At 72.7% G+C, this 18,084-nt stretch carries 16 protein-coding genes; 4 read left to right on the forward strand and 12 right to left on the reverse strand.

Going from position 1 to position 18,084, the window contains the following annotated elements; all coding sequences use genetic code 11:
- Positions 1 to 4 precede the first annotated feature (4 nt).
- The 6 genes from AB4880_RS07615 to folP form a co-directional block, all read right to left on the reverse strand.
- A complete protein-coding gene (locus AB4880_RS07615; RefSeq protein ID WP_367918611.1) occupies positions 5 to 3,544 on the reverse strand; it encodes a bifunctional glycosyltransferase/CDP-glycerol:glycerophosphate glycerophosphotransferase in 3,540 nt (1,179 codons plus the stop codon).
- A gap of 76 nt (positions 3,545 to 3,620) precedes the next feature.
- Positions 3,621 to 4,241, reverse strand: a complete 621-nt coding sequence (locus tag AB4880_RS07620; protein WP_367918612.1) for a hypothetical protein — start codon at positions 4,239 to 4,241, stop codon at positions 3,621 to 3,623.
- Positions 4,242 to 4,384: 143 nt separating this feature from the next.
- A complete protein-coding gene (locus AB4880_RS07625) occupies positions 4,385 to 4,915 on the reverse strand; it encodes a DUF3180 domain-containing protein (protein WP_367918613.1) in 531 nt (176 codons plus the stop codon).
- Complete coding sequence (gene folK, locus AB4880_RS07630; RefSeq protein ID WP_367918614.1) at positions 4,912 to 5,481, reverse strand: 2-amino-4-hydroxy-6-hydroxymethyldihydropteridine diphosphokinase; 570 nt, start codon at positions 5,479 to 5,481, stop codon at positions 4,912 to 4,914. Before folK ends, AB4880_RS07625 begins: the two co-directional genes overlap by 4 nt.
- Entirely contained in the window at positions 5,478 to 5,885 is a 408-nt protein-coding gene (folB, locus tag AB4880_RS07635; RefSeq protein WP_367918615.1) for a dihydroneopterin aldolase, read from the reverse strand. Before folB ends, folK begins: the two co-directional genes overlap by 4 nt.
- Positions 5,882 to 6,754, reverse strand: coding sequence for a dihydropteroate synthase (folP, locus tag AB4880_RS07640; protein ID WP_367918616.1), 873 nt, complete (start codon positions 6,752 to 6,754; stop codon positions 5,882 to 5,884). The genes folB and folP overlap by 4 nt, the downstream gene beginning before the upstream one ends.
- Before the next feature lie 58 nt (positions 6,755 to 6,812).
- On the opposite strand from folP, the gene AB4880_RS07645 reads away from it, so the two are divergent.
- Both AB4880_RS07645 and AB4880_RS07650 read left to right on the forward strand, forming a co-directional pair.
- On the forward strand, positions 6,813 to 7,610 hold the full coding sequence (locus AB4880_RS07645) for a hypothetical protein (RefSeq protein WP_367918617.1): 798 nt from the start codon (positions 6,813 to 6,815) through the stop codon (positions 7,608 to 7,610).
- Positions 7,611 to 7,620: 10 nt separating this feature from the next.
- Positions 7,621 to 9,231, forward strand: a complete 1,611-nt coding sequence (locus tag AB4880_RS07650; protein WP_367918618.1) for a glycosyltransferase — start codon at positions 7,621 to 7,623, stop codon at positions 9,229 to 9,231.
- On the opposite strand, the gene rfbA is transcribed toward AB4880_RS07650, so the two are convergent.
- Positions 9,155 to 10,048, reverse strand: a complete 894-nt coding sequence (rfbA, locus tag AB4880_RS07655; protein WP_367918619.1) for a glucose-1-phosphate thymidylyltransferase RfbA — start codon at positions 10,046 to 10,048, stop codon at positions 9,155 to 9,157. The genes AB4880_RS07650 and rfbA overlap by 77 nt on opposite strands.
- 78 nt (positions 10,049 to 10,126) lie before the next feature.
- On the opposite strand from rfbA, the gene rfbB reads away from it, so the two are divergent.
- Both rfbB and AB4880_RS07665 read left to right on the forward strand, forming a co-directional pair.
- Positions 10,127 to 11,125 carry a dTDP-glucose 4,6-dehydratase gene (gene rfbB, locus AB4880_RS07660; protein WP_437440493.1) on the forward strand — a complete coding sequence of 333 codons (999 nt, stop codon included), beginning with the start codon at positions 10,127 to 10,129 and terminating at the stop codon, positions 11,123 to 11,125.
- Between the two features lie 2 nt (positions 11,126 to 11,127).
- Complete coding sequence (locus AB4880_RS07665) at positions 11,128 to 12,516, forward strand: sugar nucleotide-binding protein (RefSeq protein ID WP_367918621.1); 1,389 nt, start codon at positions 11,128 to 11,130, stop codon at positions 12,514 to 12,516.
- 90 nt (positions 12,517 to 12,606) lie between these two features.
- Here AB4880_RS07665 and folE read toward each other — a convergent pair whose 3' ends face one another.
- From folE to AB4880_RS07690, 5 genes are all read right to left on the reverse strand, one after another.
- Complete coding sequence (gene folE / locus AB4880_RS07670) at positions 12,607 to 13,227, reverse strand: GTP cyclohydrolase I FolE (protein ID WP_367918622.1); 621 nt, start codon at positions 13,225 to 13,227, stop codon at positions 12,607 to 12,609.
- A 14-nt stretch (positions 13,228 to 13,241) separates the two neighbouring features.
- Positions 13,242 to 15,314: an ATP-dependent zinc metalloprotease FtsH gene (gene ftsH / locus AB4880_RS07675; protein WP_367918623.1), complete on the reverse strand. Its 2,073-nt coding sequence runs from the start codon at positions 15,312 to 15,314 to the stop codon at positions 13,242 to 13,244.
- 167 nt (positions 15,315 to 15,481) lie between these two features.
- Positions 15,482 to 16,033, reverse strand: coding sequence for a hypoxanthine phosphoribosyltransferase (gene hpt, locus AB4880_RS07680; RefSeq protein ID WP_367918624.1), 552 nt, complete (start codon positions 16,031 to 16,033; stop codon positions 15,482 to 15,484).
- 4 nt (positions 16,034 to 16,037) lie between these two features.
- Positions 16,038 to 17,018, reverse strand: a complete 981-nt coding sequence (tilS, locus tag AB4880_RS07685; protein ID WP_367918625.1) for a tRNA lysidine(34) synthetase TilS — start codon at positions 17,016 to 17,018, stop codon at positions 16,038 to 16,040.
- On the reverse strand, positions 17,018 to 18,073 hold the full coding sequence (locus AB4880_RS07690; RefSeq protein ID WP_367918626.1) for a zinc-dependent metalloprotease: 1,056 nt from the start codon (positions 18,071 to 18,073) through the stop codon (positions 17,018 to 17,020). Before AB4880_RS07690 ends, tilS begins: the two co-directional genes overlap by 1 nt.
- Positions 18,074 to 18,084 lie beyond the last annotated feature (11 nt).

The raw sequence follows: 18,084 nt of genomic DNA on the forward strand, positions 1-18,084 counted from the left end.
GGGGTCAGGCAGGATCGAAGAAGGCGGCGGCCACGCGCTCGGCCGCCCGCCCGTCCTGCAGGTAGTTGAAGCGCTCGTGGAAGGCCACCATCTCGTCGGCGGTGCGCCGCTGCAGCCCGTCGAGGTCGCGGAGCAGCGCGACCACCTCCTCGGCCGTGTCGACGCGCGGACCGGGGGCCGAGGGCGCGTAGTCGTAGAGGAAGCCGCGCACGCCGCCGACGTACGAGTCGAGGTCGGGGACCAGGAAGACCATCGGCCGGCCGGTGAGCGCGAAGTCGAAGCGCAGCGACGAGTAGTCGAGCACCGCGGCGTCGGCGGCGAGGATCAGGTCGTTGATCTCGGGATAGTCGGTGACGTCGAGGAAGCGGGTCGCGCTGTCGCCGCCCGCGGTCGAGGCGTGGAAGCGGTGACCGCGCATCAGCAGCACGTAGTCGGACCCGAGCTCGCGGCTCGCGGCGGCCACGTCGAGGTGGTGGACGGCGTCGGCCGCGCGCCAGTTGGTCGCCTGGTCGTCGCGCCAGGTGGGCGCGTAGAGGATCGCCTTCTGGCCGGGGCGGATGCCGAGCCGGCGCCGGGTGTCGTCGCGGACGGCGGCGGCGCGCTCCCCCACCAGGACGTCGTCGCGCGGATAGCCGGCGCTGTGGATCGGGCCGTCGTAGTCGTACTCGCGACGGTAGTGCTCGTCCATCTCCGGCGCGGGCGTGAGGATCAGGTCCCACTGCCGGGAGGTGCGCCAGAGCTCGGCCTCGATCCGGCGCGGCGAGAAGCGCTTGGCCTCCCACATCCGGATGCCCATCGACTTGGCCGGATAGCCGTGGAAGGTCTGCAGCAGCCGCTGACCCGGGCGCTTGCGGAACCAGCGCTCGGGGTCGATGTTCATGCAGATGTGGCCGGCGGAGGCGAGCACGCGGTAGTAGTCGCGCGTCGTGATGACGACCGGGACGCCGCCCTCGGGCACCCAGGACGACGCCGACGCGACGCCCCAGTAGAGGGTGAGGTCGGGGCGGCTGCGGCGCAGCTCCTCGTGGAGCGCGAGCTGGCTGTCGGTGGCCGAGGCGCCGACATAGGACTGGAAGTAGACGGCGTTCGGGTCGAGCGGGATGTCGCCCTCGGCGTACCACGCCTGCAGGCTGGTCTGCCCGAACGGGACGCGCTCCTCGGGCTCGACCGCGGGGAGCAGCTCGACGCCGGCGTGGCGTGCGGACTGGACCAGGCGGACGACGTACTGATCGCCGACGAGGAAGTGGTGGAGCCGGTCGATCGCGGTCTCGCCCAGCAGCGCGCGGACCGAGCCGTCGCCGGCGGGGACCGAGAGCCAGTGCCAGGCCGGCGGGAGCGGGCGCTCGCCCAGGCCCCAGACGTCGGCGGTGAGGGAGATCCGGGCGGTGACCGCGCCGGGCGTCGCGGCGGGGACGACGGGCGCGCCGACCGGGCCGAGGTCGAGGCGGGCCTCGGCGGGCGCCGTACCGAGCCAGTGGCCGGTGACGGTGAGGTCGACGCCGTCGAGCGCGATGTCGTCGACCACGAGGACGCGGTCGGTCTCGCGCAGGCCGACGTTGCCGGCGTCGGTGCGGGTGGCGACGACCTCGCCGCGGCCGACGCCGAGCCACTGCGGCGCGGCGGCGGGCCAGCCGACCGGCAGCTCACGGCCGTCGGCGGCGAGCGCGCGGACCAGCCAGGAGTCCTGGCCGGTGAGGGCGGCGGGCAGGGTCAGCCGGAAGCCGCCGTCGGTGACCTCGCCGCGGACCTGGCGGCTGCCCTGGGTCGCGCGCACCGCGACGACCTGCTCGCCGGCCGGGGCGAGCACGCCTTCGACCGCGCGGCCCGCGACGTCGAGGGAGACCAGGCGGGGGCCGGCGTCGGGACGGGCCCAGAGGCCGACCAGCTCGGTGCGGGGGTTGAGGCCGACGACGATGTCCTCGGCGCCGGGGACCGGGCGGGGCGCCAGGTGGTCGCGGGCGACGAAGCCGCCGGAGCCCTGCTCGTCGACGAGCGGCACCGGGCCGGAGCGGACCACGCCGTCGACGTCGACGGTGACGTCGAGCTCCCAGGCGCGGCGCGACGTCGTACCGGCGACGACCTCGGCGACGGGGACCGTGGCCACGAAGGCGCCCCAGGAGAAGTCCTGGTGGCGACGGCCGGCCTGGTTGCCGCGGACGTCACGGTACTGCCGGACGGGCAGCTCGACGCGGGCGCCGGAGGCGCGCTCGACCAGCGCGCAGGTGAGCTTGGGCAGGTCGCTCATGTGGACGAAGTCGATCGCCGCGAAGACGGTGAGCTCGAGCTCGCCGGCGTCGGTCCAGCGGACCTCGCGGAGCATCGCGCGCAGCCGGGTCTCGTCGGCGGTCATCTCGAACAGCTCGGCGGGGATGCCGAGGTCGGGGTCGTCGTGGAACGGCAGCTGCGCCCACACCTTGCCGTCGTGGACGACGGTCGGCCGGTTGCCGCGGGTGAACAGCCGGGCGGCGACGAACTCCTCGAGCTCGGTGCGGCGGTCGTGCTGCAGCAGCCACAGCTTGACCCGCGACTCCGCCGACAGGCGCGACCACACCTCGGCGTCGGCGGCGTCGAGCAGCATCGCGACGTGGTCGCGCAGCATCACCCAGCGAGTGTCGTCGGCCCGCTCGACGTCGGCGATCAGGGTCGGGACGGTCGTGTCGAGCACGCCCCACAGCCACCACTCGCGCGCCTCGACGCTGCCGAGCGCGTCGATCTGGCGCCAGGTCCGCTCGTTGCGGGCGATCCACTTCTCGAGCCCGCTCAGGACGTCGGGCGCGGTGCCGACCTGCACGCCGTCGCGGCGGTCGGTCGGGACGTAGGTGTAGGCGCTGATCAGGTCGAACGCCTCGGTGCTGCGCAGCAGGCCCAGCGCGACGTCGGCGCCGTCGGACTGCTCGTCGGTGAAGCGCAGTCCGGCGGAGCGCCAGAGCTCGGCGGTGAACAGTCGGTTGCCGAGGCCGAGGTCGGTGACGGCGACCGGGCTCTGCGCCAGGGTCGTGCGGCGCACCGGCGTGTGGTGGGCGGCGTCGTAGGGCGCGTCGGGCACCCAGCCGGCGATGTCGGGCTCGCGCATCCAGCCGACCACGACCGGCGACCTCGTCTGCTGGTGCGACTCGACCAGCCGCTCGATGCCGGTGTGCACGAAGTCGTCGCCGGACCGGGCCACGATGACCAGCTCGCCCCGCGCGGCCTCGACGCCGGCGTTGCGGGCGGCGGCCAGCGTCGGCTCGACCCGCAGCCGGGTCTTGATCCGCCAGTCGCCGGCCGCGTGCTCGCGCACCGTGGCGCCGACGCGCTCGTGGGCGCCGTACCGGACGACGAGGATCTCGAGGTTGCGGTAGGTCTGCACCTTCAGCGAGTCGAGGCAGGTGCCGATCCGCGTCGTGCCGTCGTCGCTGACCGGCAGCACGACCGTGACCAGCGGGCCCCCGAAGTCACCCCGGAAGCGCCGGGTCGCGCGGCCGACGGGGCCGCGGAGACGTCCGGAACCGACCTTCGCGAACCGGATGATGCTCTGCTGGGCGCGCACACGGTCGAGGGCCAAGGGTTCGGCGTCCTTCGCAGGGAGAGGGGGCGGTGACGCCGCCCGATGCTACCGGGTGGCGCCGGCGGGGCCCCGCTCAGGCAGGACGGCGGGCGCGGGTGCGGGCCTGCGCCTCGAGCGCGTGGACCTGCGCGGTGAGGACGTCGATCTCGGCCTCCAGCTCGGCGACCCGGACGACGGCCTGGCCGGCCCGCTCCTCCGCGTCGGCGAGACGGGCGGTGAGCCGGTCGGCCTCGCGCCGGGCGTCGCGCTCGACCTCGGCCGTGCGGTCGCGGGCCTCGCTGAGGTCGCGGCGGGCGTCGGCCAGCTCGGCCGCGGCGTCGCCGAGGCGCTTCTCGAGTCGGGCGATGGTGGCGTCGCGCTTGGCGACCTTGCCGGTCATGTCGGCCGCGAACTCGACGTTCTCGGCGGTGCGGGCCTCGGTGAGCTCGGCGTAGGCACGGGCCTGGGCGGCGCGGTCGCGCGCGGCCTCCTGGCGCGAGTCGAGCAGCTCGGAGTGGGCGATCTTGAGGGCCGCGGCGCCGAGGACGACGGAGCCGGCGGCGGCGACCGTGACGAGCACCCACGACCCGGTCACGGCGGTGCCCGCGACGACCAGCGCGGCGAGCACGATCAGGAGCGCGGCGACCACGATGCGGGTCGACCGCTGACGGCGGCGGTTACCGGCGGCGGCGCTGGACCTGACGGGGGAAGTCATGCCTGCACGTTAGGTCGCGAAGGGGCCCGGACCGGGGAGACACGCCTGTCACACCCGTCACAGATGGCGACTGGTTTCTCGTCGTACCGGACGTTTTTGTCGCACAACGGGGCGAAGGGCGACCGATTCGTCCGGTACGACGCTCAGGAGTCGTCGGAGGAGTCGTCGAAGGAGTCGTCGGAGACCCGGCAGGCGCGCTCCAGCAGGATCGCCGCGGCGGCGGCCAGCAGCGCGCAGCCGGCCGCGATCAGCGAGCGGACCAGCCGCTCGTCGGCCAGCTCGGCAGGGTCGCCGATCCAGCTCAGCGCGTAGCCGACGTAGCCGCCCGTGACGAGCGAGCCGACCAGCGCGCTGGCGCGGGCCAGCACCAGCCGGTTGACGGCCTGGTGCGACTCGAGCCGCTCACGACGGACGTGGACGGTGCGGTGGGTCGCCCAGGCGACGTAGGCCAGGATGCCGGCGAGGAGCAGCAGCGCGAGCGGCTGCGCCACCGACACCAGCGGCGGTACGACGCTCAGCCGGTCGCACAGCGGGTGCACCGCCCAGCCGCCGACGAGTCCGACGACGGCCCAGCCCAGCAGAGTGCGCAGCGACGTCGGCCGCAGCTCACCCTCGGGTGACGGCGGGCGCGGAGGGTCCTGCTCGGACTCCCGCCCCGCGCCGTCGCGGCTCACTCGAACTCGAGGACCAGGTCCTCGCGCAGCTTGATCCCCTCGGTGCCCACGTTGGCGAGCAGGGTCGCGACGGGGCCCCGGTCGAGGAGCTCGGCGTCGGGCTCGAGGTCGAGCCACGGCTTGAGCACGAACCCACGCTCGTGGGCCCGCGGGTGCGGCAGGCGCAGCTCGTCGGTGTCGCTGCGCCGGTCGCCGACGACGATCAGGTCGACGTCGAGGGTGCGGGGCGCGTTCTTGACGGCGCCGCGGGTGCGGTCGAAGGCGTCCTCGATCGCGTGGGCCCGGTCGATCAGCCGGTGCACGGAGAGCGTGGTGTCGGCGAGCACGACCGCGTTGAGGAAGCTCTGCGAGTCGGGCGGGCAGTCGACCGGGTCGCTCTCGTAGACGGGCGAGACGCCGGTGACCCAGACGTCGGGGGTGTCGGCGAGCGCGTCGACGGCGCCCTGAAGGGTCGCGAACCGCTCGCCGAGGTTGGAGCCGAGCGCCACCACCATGCGGCGGATCGGTCGCATCTCGCCGGTCAGCGTGTCCGCGTCGACGATGTTCGGATTGGGGGTCTCGGTCATGCTGGGCCCTCTGCCTTCCCGGTTCGGTCTCCCACCCCTGCCACCTCACGGCGGCGGGTGATGGTGAGCTGTACGTCGGCGAACGTCGCCTTGATCGGCGCATCCGGCTTGTGGACGGTCACACGCACCCATTCAACACGACGGTCCAACAGGCAGGTGTCCGCGATCCGCTGCGCGAGGGTCTCGATCAGGTCGACCGGATCCCTCGTCACGGCCGCGACGACCTGGTCGACGAGGCTTCCGTAGTCGACCGTGTCTCGCAAGTCGTCGGAGGCCGCCGCGAGGGCGGTGTCGACGCTCAGCGTCAGGTCGATCCTGAAGATCTGTCCCTCGCGGCGCTCGTGGTCGAACACCCCGTGGTGGGCGAAGCACTCGATGCCGAGGATGCTCAGCTCGTCGCTCACTCTTCCTCCTCCGTCGCGGCCCGATCCGCGTCGGCCCCCCACTCTGCCGCAACCGCGAGAGCATCGCGATGGGCACGCACATCATGGACGCGCAGGCACCACACCGGGGTTCCCCCGAATCCGGCCGCGAGCAGGGTGCTGAGCGCGACGCCCGCCGCCTCGCGCTCCCCCACCGGCCGCGGCGCGCCGTCGGCGTCGGCCAGCAGCCGGCCGAGGAAGGTCTTGCGGCTCGCACCCACCAGCAGCGGGAAGCCCAGGTCGGCCAGGACGTCGAGCCGGCGCAGCAGCTCCCAGTTGTGGCGCGCCTCCTTGGCGAAGCCGAGGCCGGGGTCGAGCACGATCCGGTCGTCCGGGACGCCGGCGGCGCGGATGGCGTCGACGCGCTCGGCCAGCTCGGCGCGCACCGCCGCGACGACGCCGCCCTGGTCGTCGTACGCCGTGAACTGCTGCATCCGGTCGCTGTGCGCGCGCCAGTGCATGGCGACATAGGTCGCGCCGGAGCGGGCCACCACGTCGAGGATCTCGGGGTCGGCCAGGCCGCCGGACACGTCGTTGACGATCCGCGCACCGGCCGCGACCGCCCGGTCGGCGACCTCGGCGCGCATCGTGTCGACCGACACCGTCGCGCCCTCGGCCGCCAGCGCCTCGATGACGGGGACGACGCGGTCGAGCTCCTCGGCGAGCAGCGGCCGGGTCGCGCCCGGGCGGGTCGACTCACCGCCGACGTCGAGGATGTCGGCACCCTGGGCGAGCAGCTCACGGCCGTGGGCGATCGCGCGCGCGGCGTCGGCGTACCGCCCGCCGTCGGAGAACGAGTCGGGGGTGACGTTGACGATCCCCATGAGCAGTGGGATCGACGGCGCAGTCATGACGGGAGGCTATCGGCGCGGGCTAGTGTCGTCGTACCCCGACCTGTTGGAGGATGCGATGTCCGCGCTCAAGGCCGCCGCGACCCGGACCGTGAAGCCGCTGGTCGGCGACCGGGCGTGGCAGCGGCTGCGCCGGCTCGCCGGGCGGGCGCCCGCTCCGCAGCCGCCGAAGCCGCGGTACGCCGAGATGAGCCTCACCGAGATCGGCCTGGGCACCGGCACCGACAAGGCCCGCACCCACTCCTACACCGAGCACTACGAGCGCTACCTCCGGCACCTGCGCCACGAGCGGTTCACGCTGCTCGAGATCGGCATCGGCGGCTACGCCAACGAGGGCCGCGGCGGGCGCTCGCTGCGGATGTGGAAGCGCTTCTTCCCGCAGGCGCAGATCGTCGGCCTCGACATCGAGGACAAGTCGTTCGTCGACCGGCCGCGGATCGTCACCTACCAGGGCTCGCAGGTCGACGAGGAGGTGCTGCGCCGGATCGTCGCCGAGCAGGGCACGCCGCGGGTCGTCATCGACGACGGCAGCCACCGGCCCGAGCACATCCGGGAGACCTTCCGGATCCTGTTCCCGCTGCTCGCCGACGACGGGATCTACGCGATCGAGGACACCCAGACGTCGTACTGGACGCGGTACGGCGGCAGCCACGACCGCCACGCCCCCGACACCACGATGGCGCTGGTCAAGGACCTGCTCGACGGGCTCAACCACGCCGAGTTCGCCGAACCCGACTACGAGCCGACCTACGCCGACCGGCACGTGATCGCCGTCCACGCCTTCCACAACCTGGTGATCATCGAGAAGGGCCGCAACGACGAGCCGAGCAACCGGGGCGCGGAGAGCCGCTTCTAGACTCGCCGTCATGGCCGAGGTCCCCAAGGTTTCCGTGCTGATCCCGACCTACCGGTCGGGCCCGGGCCTCGACCGCGCGATCGCGTCCCTCGACGCGCAGACCCTCCCGCAGCACGACCTCGAGGTGCTGCTCCTCGACGACGGCTCCCCCGACGACACCTACGCGCGGATCGCGGCGATCGCGGCGCAGCGCCCCCACTACCGCGCCTTCGAGCTGGAGGCCTCGGGCTGGCCGAGCCGGCCGCGCAATATCGGCGTCCGCGAGGCCCGCGGCGAGTACGTCCTGTTCATGGACCACGACGACGAGCTGTACCCCGACGCGCTGCGCGCGGCGTACGACTTCGGCGTGGCCGCCGGCGCCGACGTCGTCAACGGCAAGGAGACGCGCACCAACGTCGCCCGCTGGGGTCTCGGCACCTACACCGAGGACCTCGCCGACGCGACCGACCGGCCGCTGCGAGGGCTGCTGCCGATGACGCCGCACAAGCTCTACCGGCGGGCCTTCCTGGTCGAGCACGACGTGCGCTTCCCGGAGGCGCCGCGGCACCTGTGGGAGGACATCTTCTTCCACATCGACCTGCTCGAACACCGCGCGACGGCGGCCCTGCTCAGCTCGACGCCCTTCTACCACTGGCGGCACACCGGCGAAAACAACTCCGCCGCCGACGGCGAGGCCGACTACCGCGGCGGCGACGACTACTGGCCCTACCTCGACAAGCTGCTCGCCAAGATCTCCGCGCTGACCGATCCCGCGATCCGGACCGAGCTGCTCGCCCACACCACCCACGCGCGCCTGCTCCCCCAGATCGGCCACCGCGACACCGGGCGCACCGACGACGAGGTCGCGGCCGACCGGGCCGAGATCGAGCGGCTGCTCGCCGCCTACGTCCCCGTCGAGGTCGACCCGCACCTGCCGCCGCGCGCCCGAGCGGCGATCACCCTGCTCCGCGACGGCCACGCCGACGCGGCCGCCGAGTTCCTGCGCGACGGCGCCCAGCGGCGCCCCGAGTACACCGTCACCGCGGTCGAGGACGCCGGCGACGGCAGCCTGACCGTGACCGGCACGGTCGCCTGGACCCCGGCGCCCCAGCCGTTCGCCCGTCGCACGGCGGACGGCGCGGTGGTCCGCGGCCTGCCCGAGCCGATCGCGAGCCTGCTCGCCGAGCGCGGGCTGAGCCCGAGCGCCGACGTCGACGACGTCCAGGTCGACCTGATGATCCGGCACGCGCCGACCCGCGTCGCCTGGCTGCTGCCGACGACCTCGGCGGTCGCGCTGGTCGAGCAGCCCGACGGCACGCTCGAGCCGGCCGGCACCTTCCGGGCCCGCTTCGACCCGGCGACGGCCGCGATGGGCCACGCCCTGCCCCGCGGTGGGCACCAGCTGCTCGGCCGGTGCGAGCTCGACGGCCGCACCGGCGTCAAGCGGGCCTTCAGCGAGCTCCCCGAGGGCACCCGGATCGGGCCCGTCGTCCTCGGCTACTCCGGCCAGGGCGGCCTGGCGCTCCGGCTGCCTGCCGAGCAGGCGCCGGAGGCCGCGGCCGAGGTCAGCGAGTCGGGCTGGGTCCGGCGCCTGCTGCCTCGTCGAGGAGGTCGAGCAGGTAGCGGCCGTAGCCGCTCTTGACCAGCGGCTGCGCGAGCTCCTCGAGCCGCGCGTCGTCGATGAACCCGAGTCGCCAGGCGACCTCCTCCGGCGCGCCGACCTTGGTGCCCTGACGGGCCTCGAGCGCGCGGACGAAGTTGCTGGCGTCGTTGAGGTCGTCGAAGGTTCCGGTGTCGAGCCAGGCGGAGCCGCGCGGCAGCACCTCGACCTGCAGCCGGCCCTCGTCGAGGTACATCCGGTTGAGGTCGGTGATCTCGAGCTCGCCGCGGGCTGAAGGCTTCAGCGTCTTGGCCTTCTCGACGACGTCCGAGCCGTAGAAGTACAGGCCCGGGACGGCGTAGTGGCTGCGCGGCTTCTCGGGCTTCTCCTCCAGCGAGAGGGCCTTGCCCTCGTCGTCGAAGTCGACCACGCCGTAGGCCGTCGGGTCGGCGACGCGGTAGCCGAAGACCGCGGCGCCGTCGAGGTCCTCGAACCGGCGCAGCCGGGTGCCGAGGCCGGCACCGTAGAAGATGTTGTCGCCCAGGACCAGGCCGGCGCCGCCGCCGTCGAGGTGCTCCTCGCCGATCAGGAACGCCTGGGCGAGGCCGTCGGGCGAGGGCTGCACGGCGTACGAGATCGCGATGCCGTACTGGCTGCCGTCGCCGAGGAGGCGACGGAACTGCTCGGCCTCGTGGGGGGTCGTGATGACCAGCACCTCACGGATGCCGGACAGCATCAGCGTCGAGAGCGGGTAGTAGATCATCGGCTTGTCGTAGATCGGCATCAGCTGCTTGCTGATGGCGTGCGTGATGGGGTGCAGCCGGCTGCCCGTGCCCCCCGCCAGGATGATCCCGCGCATGGTGTCTCCCACTCCTCGGTCGCGTCGCGGATGTCGTCACTTCGTCAGGACGACAGGGTCCTTCATACACTGACCGGCGTGCAGCGCATCCTCGTGACCGGTGGCGCCGGGTTCATCGGCTCCAACTTCGTCCACCATCTCGTCCGCCACACCGACGCCGCGGTGACGGTACTGGACAAGCTCACCTACGCCGCCAGCCGGGAGTCCCTGGCCGGTCTGCCCGACGACCGCGTGCGCCTGGTCGTCGGCGACGTCGCCGACGCGGCCGTGGTCGAGCCGCTGGTCGCCGAGCACGACGCGGTGGTGCACTACGCCGCCGAGTCGCACAACGACAACTCGCTCGACGACCCGTCGCCGTTCATCCGGACCAACCTGATCGGCACCTTCACGATCCTCGAGGCGGTCCGCAAGGCGGGCGTGCGGCTGCACCACGTCTCGACCGACGAGGTCTACGGCGACCTCGAGCTCGACGACCCCAAGCGGTTCACCGAGGACACGCCCTACCAGCCGTCGTCGCCGTACTCGGCCTCGAAGGCGGGCTCCGACCACCTGGTGCGCGCGTGGGTCCGCAGCTTCGGCGTGCAGGCCACCATCTCCAACTGCTCCAACAACTACGGGCCGTGGCAGCACATCGAGAAGTTCATCCCGCGCCAGATCACGGAGGTGATCGACGGCCGCCGGCCCAAGCTCTACGGCTCCGGCGAGAACGTCCGCGACTGGATCCACACCGAGGACCACTCCTCCGCCGTCCTCACCATCCTCGAGAAGGGCCGGATCGGCGAGACCTACCTGATCGGCGCCGACGGCGAGAAGTCCAACCTCGAGGTGGTCCGGATGATCCTGACCCTGATGGGTCGCGACGCCGACGACTTCGAGCACGTCACCGACCGCGCCGGCCACGACCTGCGCTACGCGATCGACAGCGGCAAGCTGCGCACCGAGCTCGGCTGGACCCCCCAGTACGGCGACTTCGAGGCCGGCCTCGCCCAGACCGTCGCCTGGTACCAGGCCAACGAGGCGTGGTGGCGCCCCGGCAAGGACGCCACCGAGGCCGCGTACGCCGCCAAGGGCCAGTGACCGTGAGCCAGCTGCGCGTCGAGACGACGCCGATCCCCGGCCTGCTCGTCGTCCGGCTGCCCGTGCACCACGACGACCGCGGCTGGTTCAAGGAGAACTGGCAGCGGGCGAAGATGGTCGAGCTCGGCCTCCCCGACTTCGGCCCGGTGCAGAACAACATCAGCTACAACGCCCAGCGCGGCGCGACCCGCGGCATCCACACCGAGCCGTGGGACAAGTTCGTCTCCGTCGCGGGCGGCAAGGTGTTCGCCGCGTGGGTCGACATGCGTGCGGGTGACAGCTTCGGCGCCACCTTCTGGATCGAGATCGACGAGGACCTCGCCGTCTTCGTGCCGCGTGGCGTCGGCAACTCCTACCAGGCCCTGGAGGACGGCACCGTCTACTCCTACCTGGTCAACGAGCACTACGTCGCCGGCCGCACCTACCCGGCCCTCGACCTCGCCGACCCGAGCGTCGCCATCCCGTGGCCGATCCCGCTCGACTCCGCCGACGTCGAGATCTCCGACAAGGACCGCGCCAACCCGGCGCTCGACGACGTCGAGCCGATGGCCCCGAAGAAGACCCTGATCACCGGCTGCCACGGCCAGCTCGGCCGCGCGCTGGCGCAGGCGTTCCCCGACGCCGACCTGGTCGACCTCGACGAGCTCGACCTCACCGACGCGGCCGCCCTCGCCGCCTGGCCCTGGGACGAGTACGCCGTCGTCCTCAACGCGGCCGCCTACACCGCCGTCGACAAGGCCGAGACCCCCGAGGGCCGCCCGATCGCCTGGGCCGCCAACGCCGCCGCCCCGGCCGCGCTCGCCCGGATCGCGTCCGAGCGCCACCTCACCCTGGTCCACTACTCCACCGACTACGTCTTCGACGGCGCCGACGTCGAGGGCGGGCACCGCGAGGACGAGCCGTTCTCGCCGCTGGGCGTCTACGGCCAGACCAAGGCCGCCGGCGACCTCGCCGTCGCCACCGCGCCGCGCCACTACGTGCTGCGCACCTCGTGGGTGATCGGCGACGGCAACAACTTCGTGCGCACCATGGCCCGCCTCGCCGCCGACGGCGTCGACCCGGGCGTCGTCGACGACCAGATCGGCCGGCTCACGTTCACCGACGAGCTCGCCCGCGCGACCGCGCACCTGGTGACCACCGGCGCGCCGTACGGCACCTACAACGTGACCAACGCCGGCACGCCGCGCTCGTGGGCCGCCTACGCCGCCCGCGTCTTCGAGCTGACCGGCCACGACCCGGCGCGGGTCAGCACGGTGACCACCGCGGAGTACTCCGCCGGCAAGGCCGTCTCGCCGCGCCCGCTGTGCGGCGTCCTGGCGCTCGACAAGCTGGCCGCGACCGGGTTCGTCAGCAGCGACGCCGACGCGGCGCTCGCGGCCTACCTGCGCTGATGCGGCGGTGCAGGAATCCCCGCTGAAGCGGGGATTCCTGCACTTCCTGACGGTTGCAACGGCCAGGAAGCGCCAGTTTCCGTCAGGAAGTCAGCCCCGCGGGCTGTGGATCAGCGCCATCGCCTCGGCCCGGGTGGTGGGGCTCGACAGCATCAGACCGCGCACGGCGGACGTGATGGTGCGGGCGCCGGCCTTGCGCACGCCCCGCATGGTCATGCACAGGTGCTCGGCCTCGATCACCACGATCACGCCGCGCGCGTCGAGGATCTCCATCAGCGAGTCGGCGACCTGGGTGGTCAGCCGCTCCTGGACCTGCGGCCGCTTGGCGTAGAGGTCGACCAGCCGGGCCAGCTTGGACAGGCCGGTGATCTTGCCCGACTCGGCCGGGATGTAGCCCACGTGGGCCACGCCGGTGAACGGCACCAGGTGGTGCTCGCACATCGACCACAGCTCGATGTCGCGCACCAGGACCATCTCGTCGTGGCCGAGGTCGAAGGTCGTGGTGAGCACGTCCTCGGGCGCCATCCGGAGCCCGGCGGTGAGCTCGGCGTAGGCCCGGGCGACCCGGGCCGGGGTGTCGCGCAGGCCCTCGCGGTCGGGGTCCTCACCGATCGCGGCGAGCAGCTCGCGTACGGCGGCCTCGGCGCGCTCGTGGTCGAAGGCGGGCACGTCCTGCGGGCCGCGGTCGGGCGCGGCGATGGGGTCGGTCATCGTTTCCTCGACGATCAGGGGCCCGACGGGGGCGCCGGCGGCCGCGGGTCGGACGGCGGCGAGACCTGCGGGCCGCCGTAGACGTCGCCACCGGGGCCGGGCGGGGTCAGCACGGAGCCGCCCTCCTGCTCGGGCTCGGGGGCCAGCGGCAGGCCGTTCTGCTCGGCCCGGCGCCGGATCTCCTCGGGGATCTCGACCGGCGGGATCGTCGACGGGATGCGGGTCGGGGAGCCGGTCCAGGCCGGACGCTCGGGACGCAGCCGCAGCGCGGTGAAGATCTCGGCGACCTGCTCCTTGTCGAGCGTCTCCTTGTCGAGCAGGGCGAGCACGAGCGAGTCGAGCACGTCGCGGTTCTCGACCAGGATGTCGAAGGCCTCCTGGTGGGCGGCGGCGAGGAAGTTCTTGGTCTCCTCGTCGACGATCGCTGCGACGTCCTCGGAGTAGTTGCGGGAGTGGCCGAGGTCGCGGCCCAGGAAGGGCTCGGAGTTGGACTCGCCCAGCTTGATCGCGCCGAGGCGCTCGGTCATGCCGTACTGGGTGACCATCGCGCGGGCCAGCGAGGTTGCCTTCTCGATGTCGTTGCCGGCGCCGGTCGTCGGGTCGTGGAAGATGAGCTCCTCCGCGGCCCGGCCGCCCAGCATGTAGGCCAGCTTGTCGAGCATCTCCGAGCGGGTCTGGGAGTACTTGTCCTCGTCGGGCAGCACCATCGTGTAGCCCAGCGCCCGGCCGCGCGGCAGGATCGTGATCTTGTGGACCGGGTCGGTGCCCGGCAGCGCCGCCGCGACGAGCGCGTGGCCGCCCTCGTGGTAGGCGGTGATCAGCTTCTCCTTCTCCGTCATCAGACGGGTACGACGCTGCGGGCCCGCGATCACGCGGTCGATCGCCTCGTCGAGCATCTGCGCGGTGATGACCTTCTGGTTGCCACGGGCGGTGAGCAGCGCCGCCTCGTTGAGCACGTTGGCCAGGTCGGCGCCGGAGAAGCCCGGCGTACGGCGTGCGGTCGACATCAGGTCGACGTCGTTGCCGAGCGGCTTGCCCCGCGAGTGGACCTCGAGGATCCGCTTGCGGCCGGCCAGGTCGGGCGCGTCGACCTGGATCTGGCGGTCGAAGCGGCCCGGGCGCAGCAGGGCCGGGTCGAGGACGTCGGGCCGGTTGGTCGCGGCGATCAGGATGACGCCGCCGCGGACGTCGAAGCCGTCCATCTCGACGAGGAGCTGGTTGAGGGTCTGCTCGCGCTCGTCGTGACCGCCACCCATGCCGGCGCCACGGTGGCGGCCGACGGCGTCGATCTCGTCGATGAAGACGATCGCGGGCGCGTTCTCCTTGGCCTGCTCGAACAGGTCGCGGACGCGGGAGGCGCCGACGCCGACGAACATCTCGACGAAGTCGGAGCCGGAGATCGAGTAGAACGGGACGCCCGCCTCGCCGGCGACGGCGCGCGCGAGCAGGGTCTTGCCGGTGCCCGGAGGGCCGTAGAGCAGCACGCCCTTGGGGATCTTGGCGCCGACGGCCTGGAACTTGGCGGGCTCCTGGAGGAACTCCTTGATCTCGCCGAGCTCCTCGATCGCCTCGTCGCAGCCCGCGACGTCGGCGAAGGTGGTCTTCGGCATGTCCTTGCTGATCATCTTGGCCTTGGACTTGCCGAACTGCATGACGCCCCGGCCACCGCCCTGGACGTTGTTCATGAGGAAGACGAACAGCAAGATGATGAGCGCGAACGGCAGCAGCGTGACGAGCAGCGAGCTGAGGAAGCCGGGCTTGGGGTTCTTGAAGTTGTACTCACCGAGCTTGCCGGCGGCCTTCTGCTCCCGGACCGAGTCGATGAGCCCCGTCTGCGCGCCGTCGACGTAGTAGGACAGCACCTTGTCGCCCTGCTTGCGCGTGCCCTTCTTGAGGGTCGCCTCGATCGACTGGTCGCCGTCGACGAAGGTGATCTCGTCGACCTGGCCCTTCTGGATGTAGGTCGACATCTGCGAGGTGGGGACCTCGTCGTAGCCACCGCCGGGCGCGAGGAACTCGAGAGCGAGGACGACGGTCACCACCGCGACCGCGATCCAGAGCCACGGGCCCCTGAAAACTCGCTTCACTGACTTACTCGCTCCCCATCTCACCGGTCAGGATCAGACGACCGTACACGCCGTCGCACCTCTTCATTCTGGCCGGTCCATGGTGACCGTGCCACGGGTGTCCCCATCCCGTCCACCGTGCCCAACGGGCGAGAGCGGCTCGGGGTTCCCGCGCACCGCTGCCTCCCCTAGCTGTAGACCGAGGGGGCGAGGGTGCCGATCGAGCGCATGTTGCGGTAGCGCTCGCGGTAGTCGAGGCCGTAGCCGACGACGAACTCGTTGGGGATGTCCCAGCCGACGTACTTGGCCTTGACCGGCATCTGCAGCGCCTCGGGCTTGCGGAGCAGGGTGGCGATCTCGACGCTCGCCGGGCCGCGCGAGCCCAGGTTGGAGGTCAGCCACGACAGGGTGAGGCCGGTGTCGATGATCTCGTCGACGATGAGGACGTGGCGGCCGGTGATGTCGGCGTCGAGGTCCTTGAGGATGCGCACCACGCCGGAGGACTTGGTGCCGGAGCCGTAGGACGAGACCGCCATCCAGTCCATCTCGACGTGCCGGTCGAGCGCGCGCGCGAGGTCGGCCATGATCATCACGGCGCCGCGCAGGACGCCGACGATGACGAGGTCCTTGCCGTCGTAGTCGCGGTCGATCTCGGCCGCCATCTCGGCCACCCGGGCCTGGATCTGCTCCTCGGTGAAGAGCACCTCGACCAGGTCGTCCGCGACGTCGCTCGCATGCATGGCGTCAGCCTGCCACAGAGGTCGGCCGGAACCGGAGGTGGGAGCCGTCGCGGTAGGCGGTGAGGTGGCCGGGCAGCTGGACCTCGCCGCTGATGGCGCCCGTCGCGAGCCGCTGCAGGGCGGTGACGTGGACGTGGAAGAGCTCGGCGTCCAGCGCCCCGGCGTCGAGCGCGGCGAGCCGGAGGACGCGGGTGGCGATGGCCGGGAGCAGCTCGCCGAGCCCGCTCAGCGGGAGGCCGTCGGCATCGGCCAGGGCGTCGTACGACGTGGCGGCGAGGGCGTCGAGCGCCTCGACGTCGGCGCGAACCTGGTCGGCGGTCCGCGCCAGCGTCGCGGCGATGCCGGGGCCGAGCTCGTCCTCGAGCACCGGCAGCACCCGCTGCCGGACCCGGACCCGGGCGAAGCCGGGGTCGCTGTTGTGGGGGTCGTCCCAGAACGCGATGTCCTCGGCGAGGCAGGCGGCGACGGTGTCGGCGCGGGCGACGTCGAGCAGCGGGCGGACGTAGTGGTCGAAGCTGCGGCGCATCCCGGCGATGCTGCGCCCGCCGGAGCCGCGGGCCAGCCCGAGCAGCACCGTCTCGGCCTGGTCGTCGCGGGTGTGCCCGAGCAGCACCCGGACTGCCCCGAAGTGCTCGCGCAGCTGTTCGAGGACGGCGTACCGGGCGCGGCGGGCGGCCGCCTCGAAGCCGATCCCGTCGGGGTCGACCTGGACCCGCGCGGACGCCGTCTCGTCGACGCCGAGCTGGGCCATCTGGGCGACCACGTGGGCGGCGTGCTCGGCGGAGCCCTCCTGCAGACCGTGGTCGACGGTCGCGCCGATCACGCGCAGCCCGGCCTTGCGGCCCTCGAAGACCGTCGCGCTGAGCAGCGCGAGGGAGTCGGCGCCGCCGGAGCAGGCCACCACGACCGTCTCGCCGGGGTCGGCGCCGGCCAGCGCCCGCCGTACGCCCAGCCGGACGGCGGCGACGGCCGGGTGCAGCCCCATCAGCCGAGCACGCGGCGGACCCAGCCGTCGGGGTCGTTCAGCTCGGCCTTGCTCGGGAGGTTCTCGGGGCCGGCCCACACCGCGTTGAACTCGGTCATGCCGACCTTGTCGACGACGCCGCGGACGAAGCGCGCGCCGTCGCGGTACTGCGCCATCTTGGCCTCGAGGCCGAGGAGCCGGCGCACGATGCGGTCGAGCGAGCCGACGCCCTGCCGGCGGCGGGTGAACTTGCGGCGGATCTGGGCGACGCTCGGGATGACGGTCGGGCCCACGTCGTCCATGACGACGTCCGCGTGGCCCTCGAGCAGCGACATCATCCCGGTGACGCGGTCGATGATCTCGCGCTGCTCGGGCGTGCTGAACATCTCGACGATGCTGCCGCCGTTGCGCCCGGCCTTGATCGCCTCGGTGATCCGCTCGAGGCCGCCCTCGAGGAAGCTGGTCGGCTCGACCGAGTCGCTGATCGCGCGGATCTCGGAGAACAGGTGCTCGCGCATCCACGGCACCGCCGTGAACTGCACCCGGTGGGTCTCCTCGTGCAGGCAGACCCAGAGCCGGAAGTCGTGCGGGTCGACGTCGAGCTCGCGCTCGACGTGGACGATATTCGGCGCGACGAGCAGCAGCCGGCCGTAGGGCTCGTGGAACGGGTCGAACTGCCCCAGCACCTTGCCGGCCAGGAACCCGAGCAGGCCCCCGACCTCCGCGCCGGTGACCTTCGCGCCGAACTTGAGGCCGAGCCCGCTCGGCTGCTTGGTGGCGACGATCTTCTCGATCATCGGCCGGGTCGCCATCTCGAACGCCTCGGCGTTGGCCTGGATCCACCCGGGCCGGTCGACGACCAGCACCGGCGCCGTGCCGTCGGGCGCGTCGAGCCCGGTGAACTCCCGCACCAGCCCGGTCGAGCGTCCCGCACCCGCCCGCAGCTCGGCGACCGCCTCGGCCGCCTCGTCGCGCGTGACCACCGGCCCCTCGCCCGCCAGCCGGGACCCGAGCGACACCGCGAGCCCCCAGTCGATCATCGGGGGCAGCTCGGTGGCGGCGGACGTTCCGGTCATGCTCGCAGCCT

Source organism: Nocardioides ginsengisoli (genome assembly GCF_039537225.1).
GTDB classification, from domain to species: Bacteria; Actinomycetota; Actinomycetes; order Propionibacteriales; family Nocardioidaceae; genus Nocardioides; species Nocardioides ginsengisoli.

Bases quoted from the DNA above. Each gene is read 5' to 3' on its own strand.
- rfbA (WP_367918619.1), bottom strand. From the start codon at position 10,048: ATGCGCGGGATCATCCTGGCGGGGGGCACGGGCAGCCGGCTGCACCCC.
- folE (WP_367918622.1), bottom strand. From the start codon at position 13,227: ATGACCGACCCCATCGCCGCGCCCGACCGCGGCCCGCAGGACGTGCCC.
- AB4880_RS07645 (WP_367918617.1), top strand. From the start codon at position 6,813: ATGTCCGCGCTCAAGGCCGCCGCGACCCGGACCGTGAAGCCGCTGGTC.
- folP (WP_367918616.1), bottom strand. From the start codon at position 6,754: ATGACTGCGCCGTCGATCCCACTGCTCATGGGGATCGTCAACGTCACC.
- AB4880_RS07650 (WP_367918618.1), top strand. From the start codon at position 7,621: ATGGCCGAGGTCCCCAAGGTTTCCGTGCTGATCCCGACCTACCGGTCG.
- tilS (WP_367918625.1), bottom strand. From the start codon at position 17,018: ATGGGGCTGCACCCGGCCGTCGCCGCCGTCCGGCTGGGCGTACGGCGG.
- hpt (WP_367918624.1), bottom strand. From the start codon at position 16,033: ATGCATGCGAGCGACGTCGCGGACGACCTGGTCGAGGTGCTCTTCACC.
- AB4880_RS07620 (WP_367918612.1), bottom strand. From the start codon at position 4,241: ATGACTTCCCCCGTCAGGTCCAGCGCCGCCGCCGGTAACCGCCGCCGT.
- AB4880_RS07690 (WP_367918626.1), bottom strand. From the start codon at position 18,073: ATGACCGGAACGTCCGCCGCCACCGAGCTGCCCCCGATGATCGACTGG.
- folK (WP_367918614.1), bottom strand. From the start codon at position 5,481: ATGACCGAGACCCCCAATCCGAACATCGTCGACGCGGACACGCTGACC.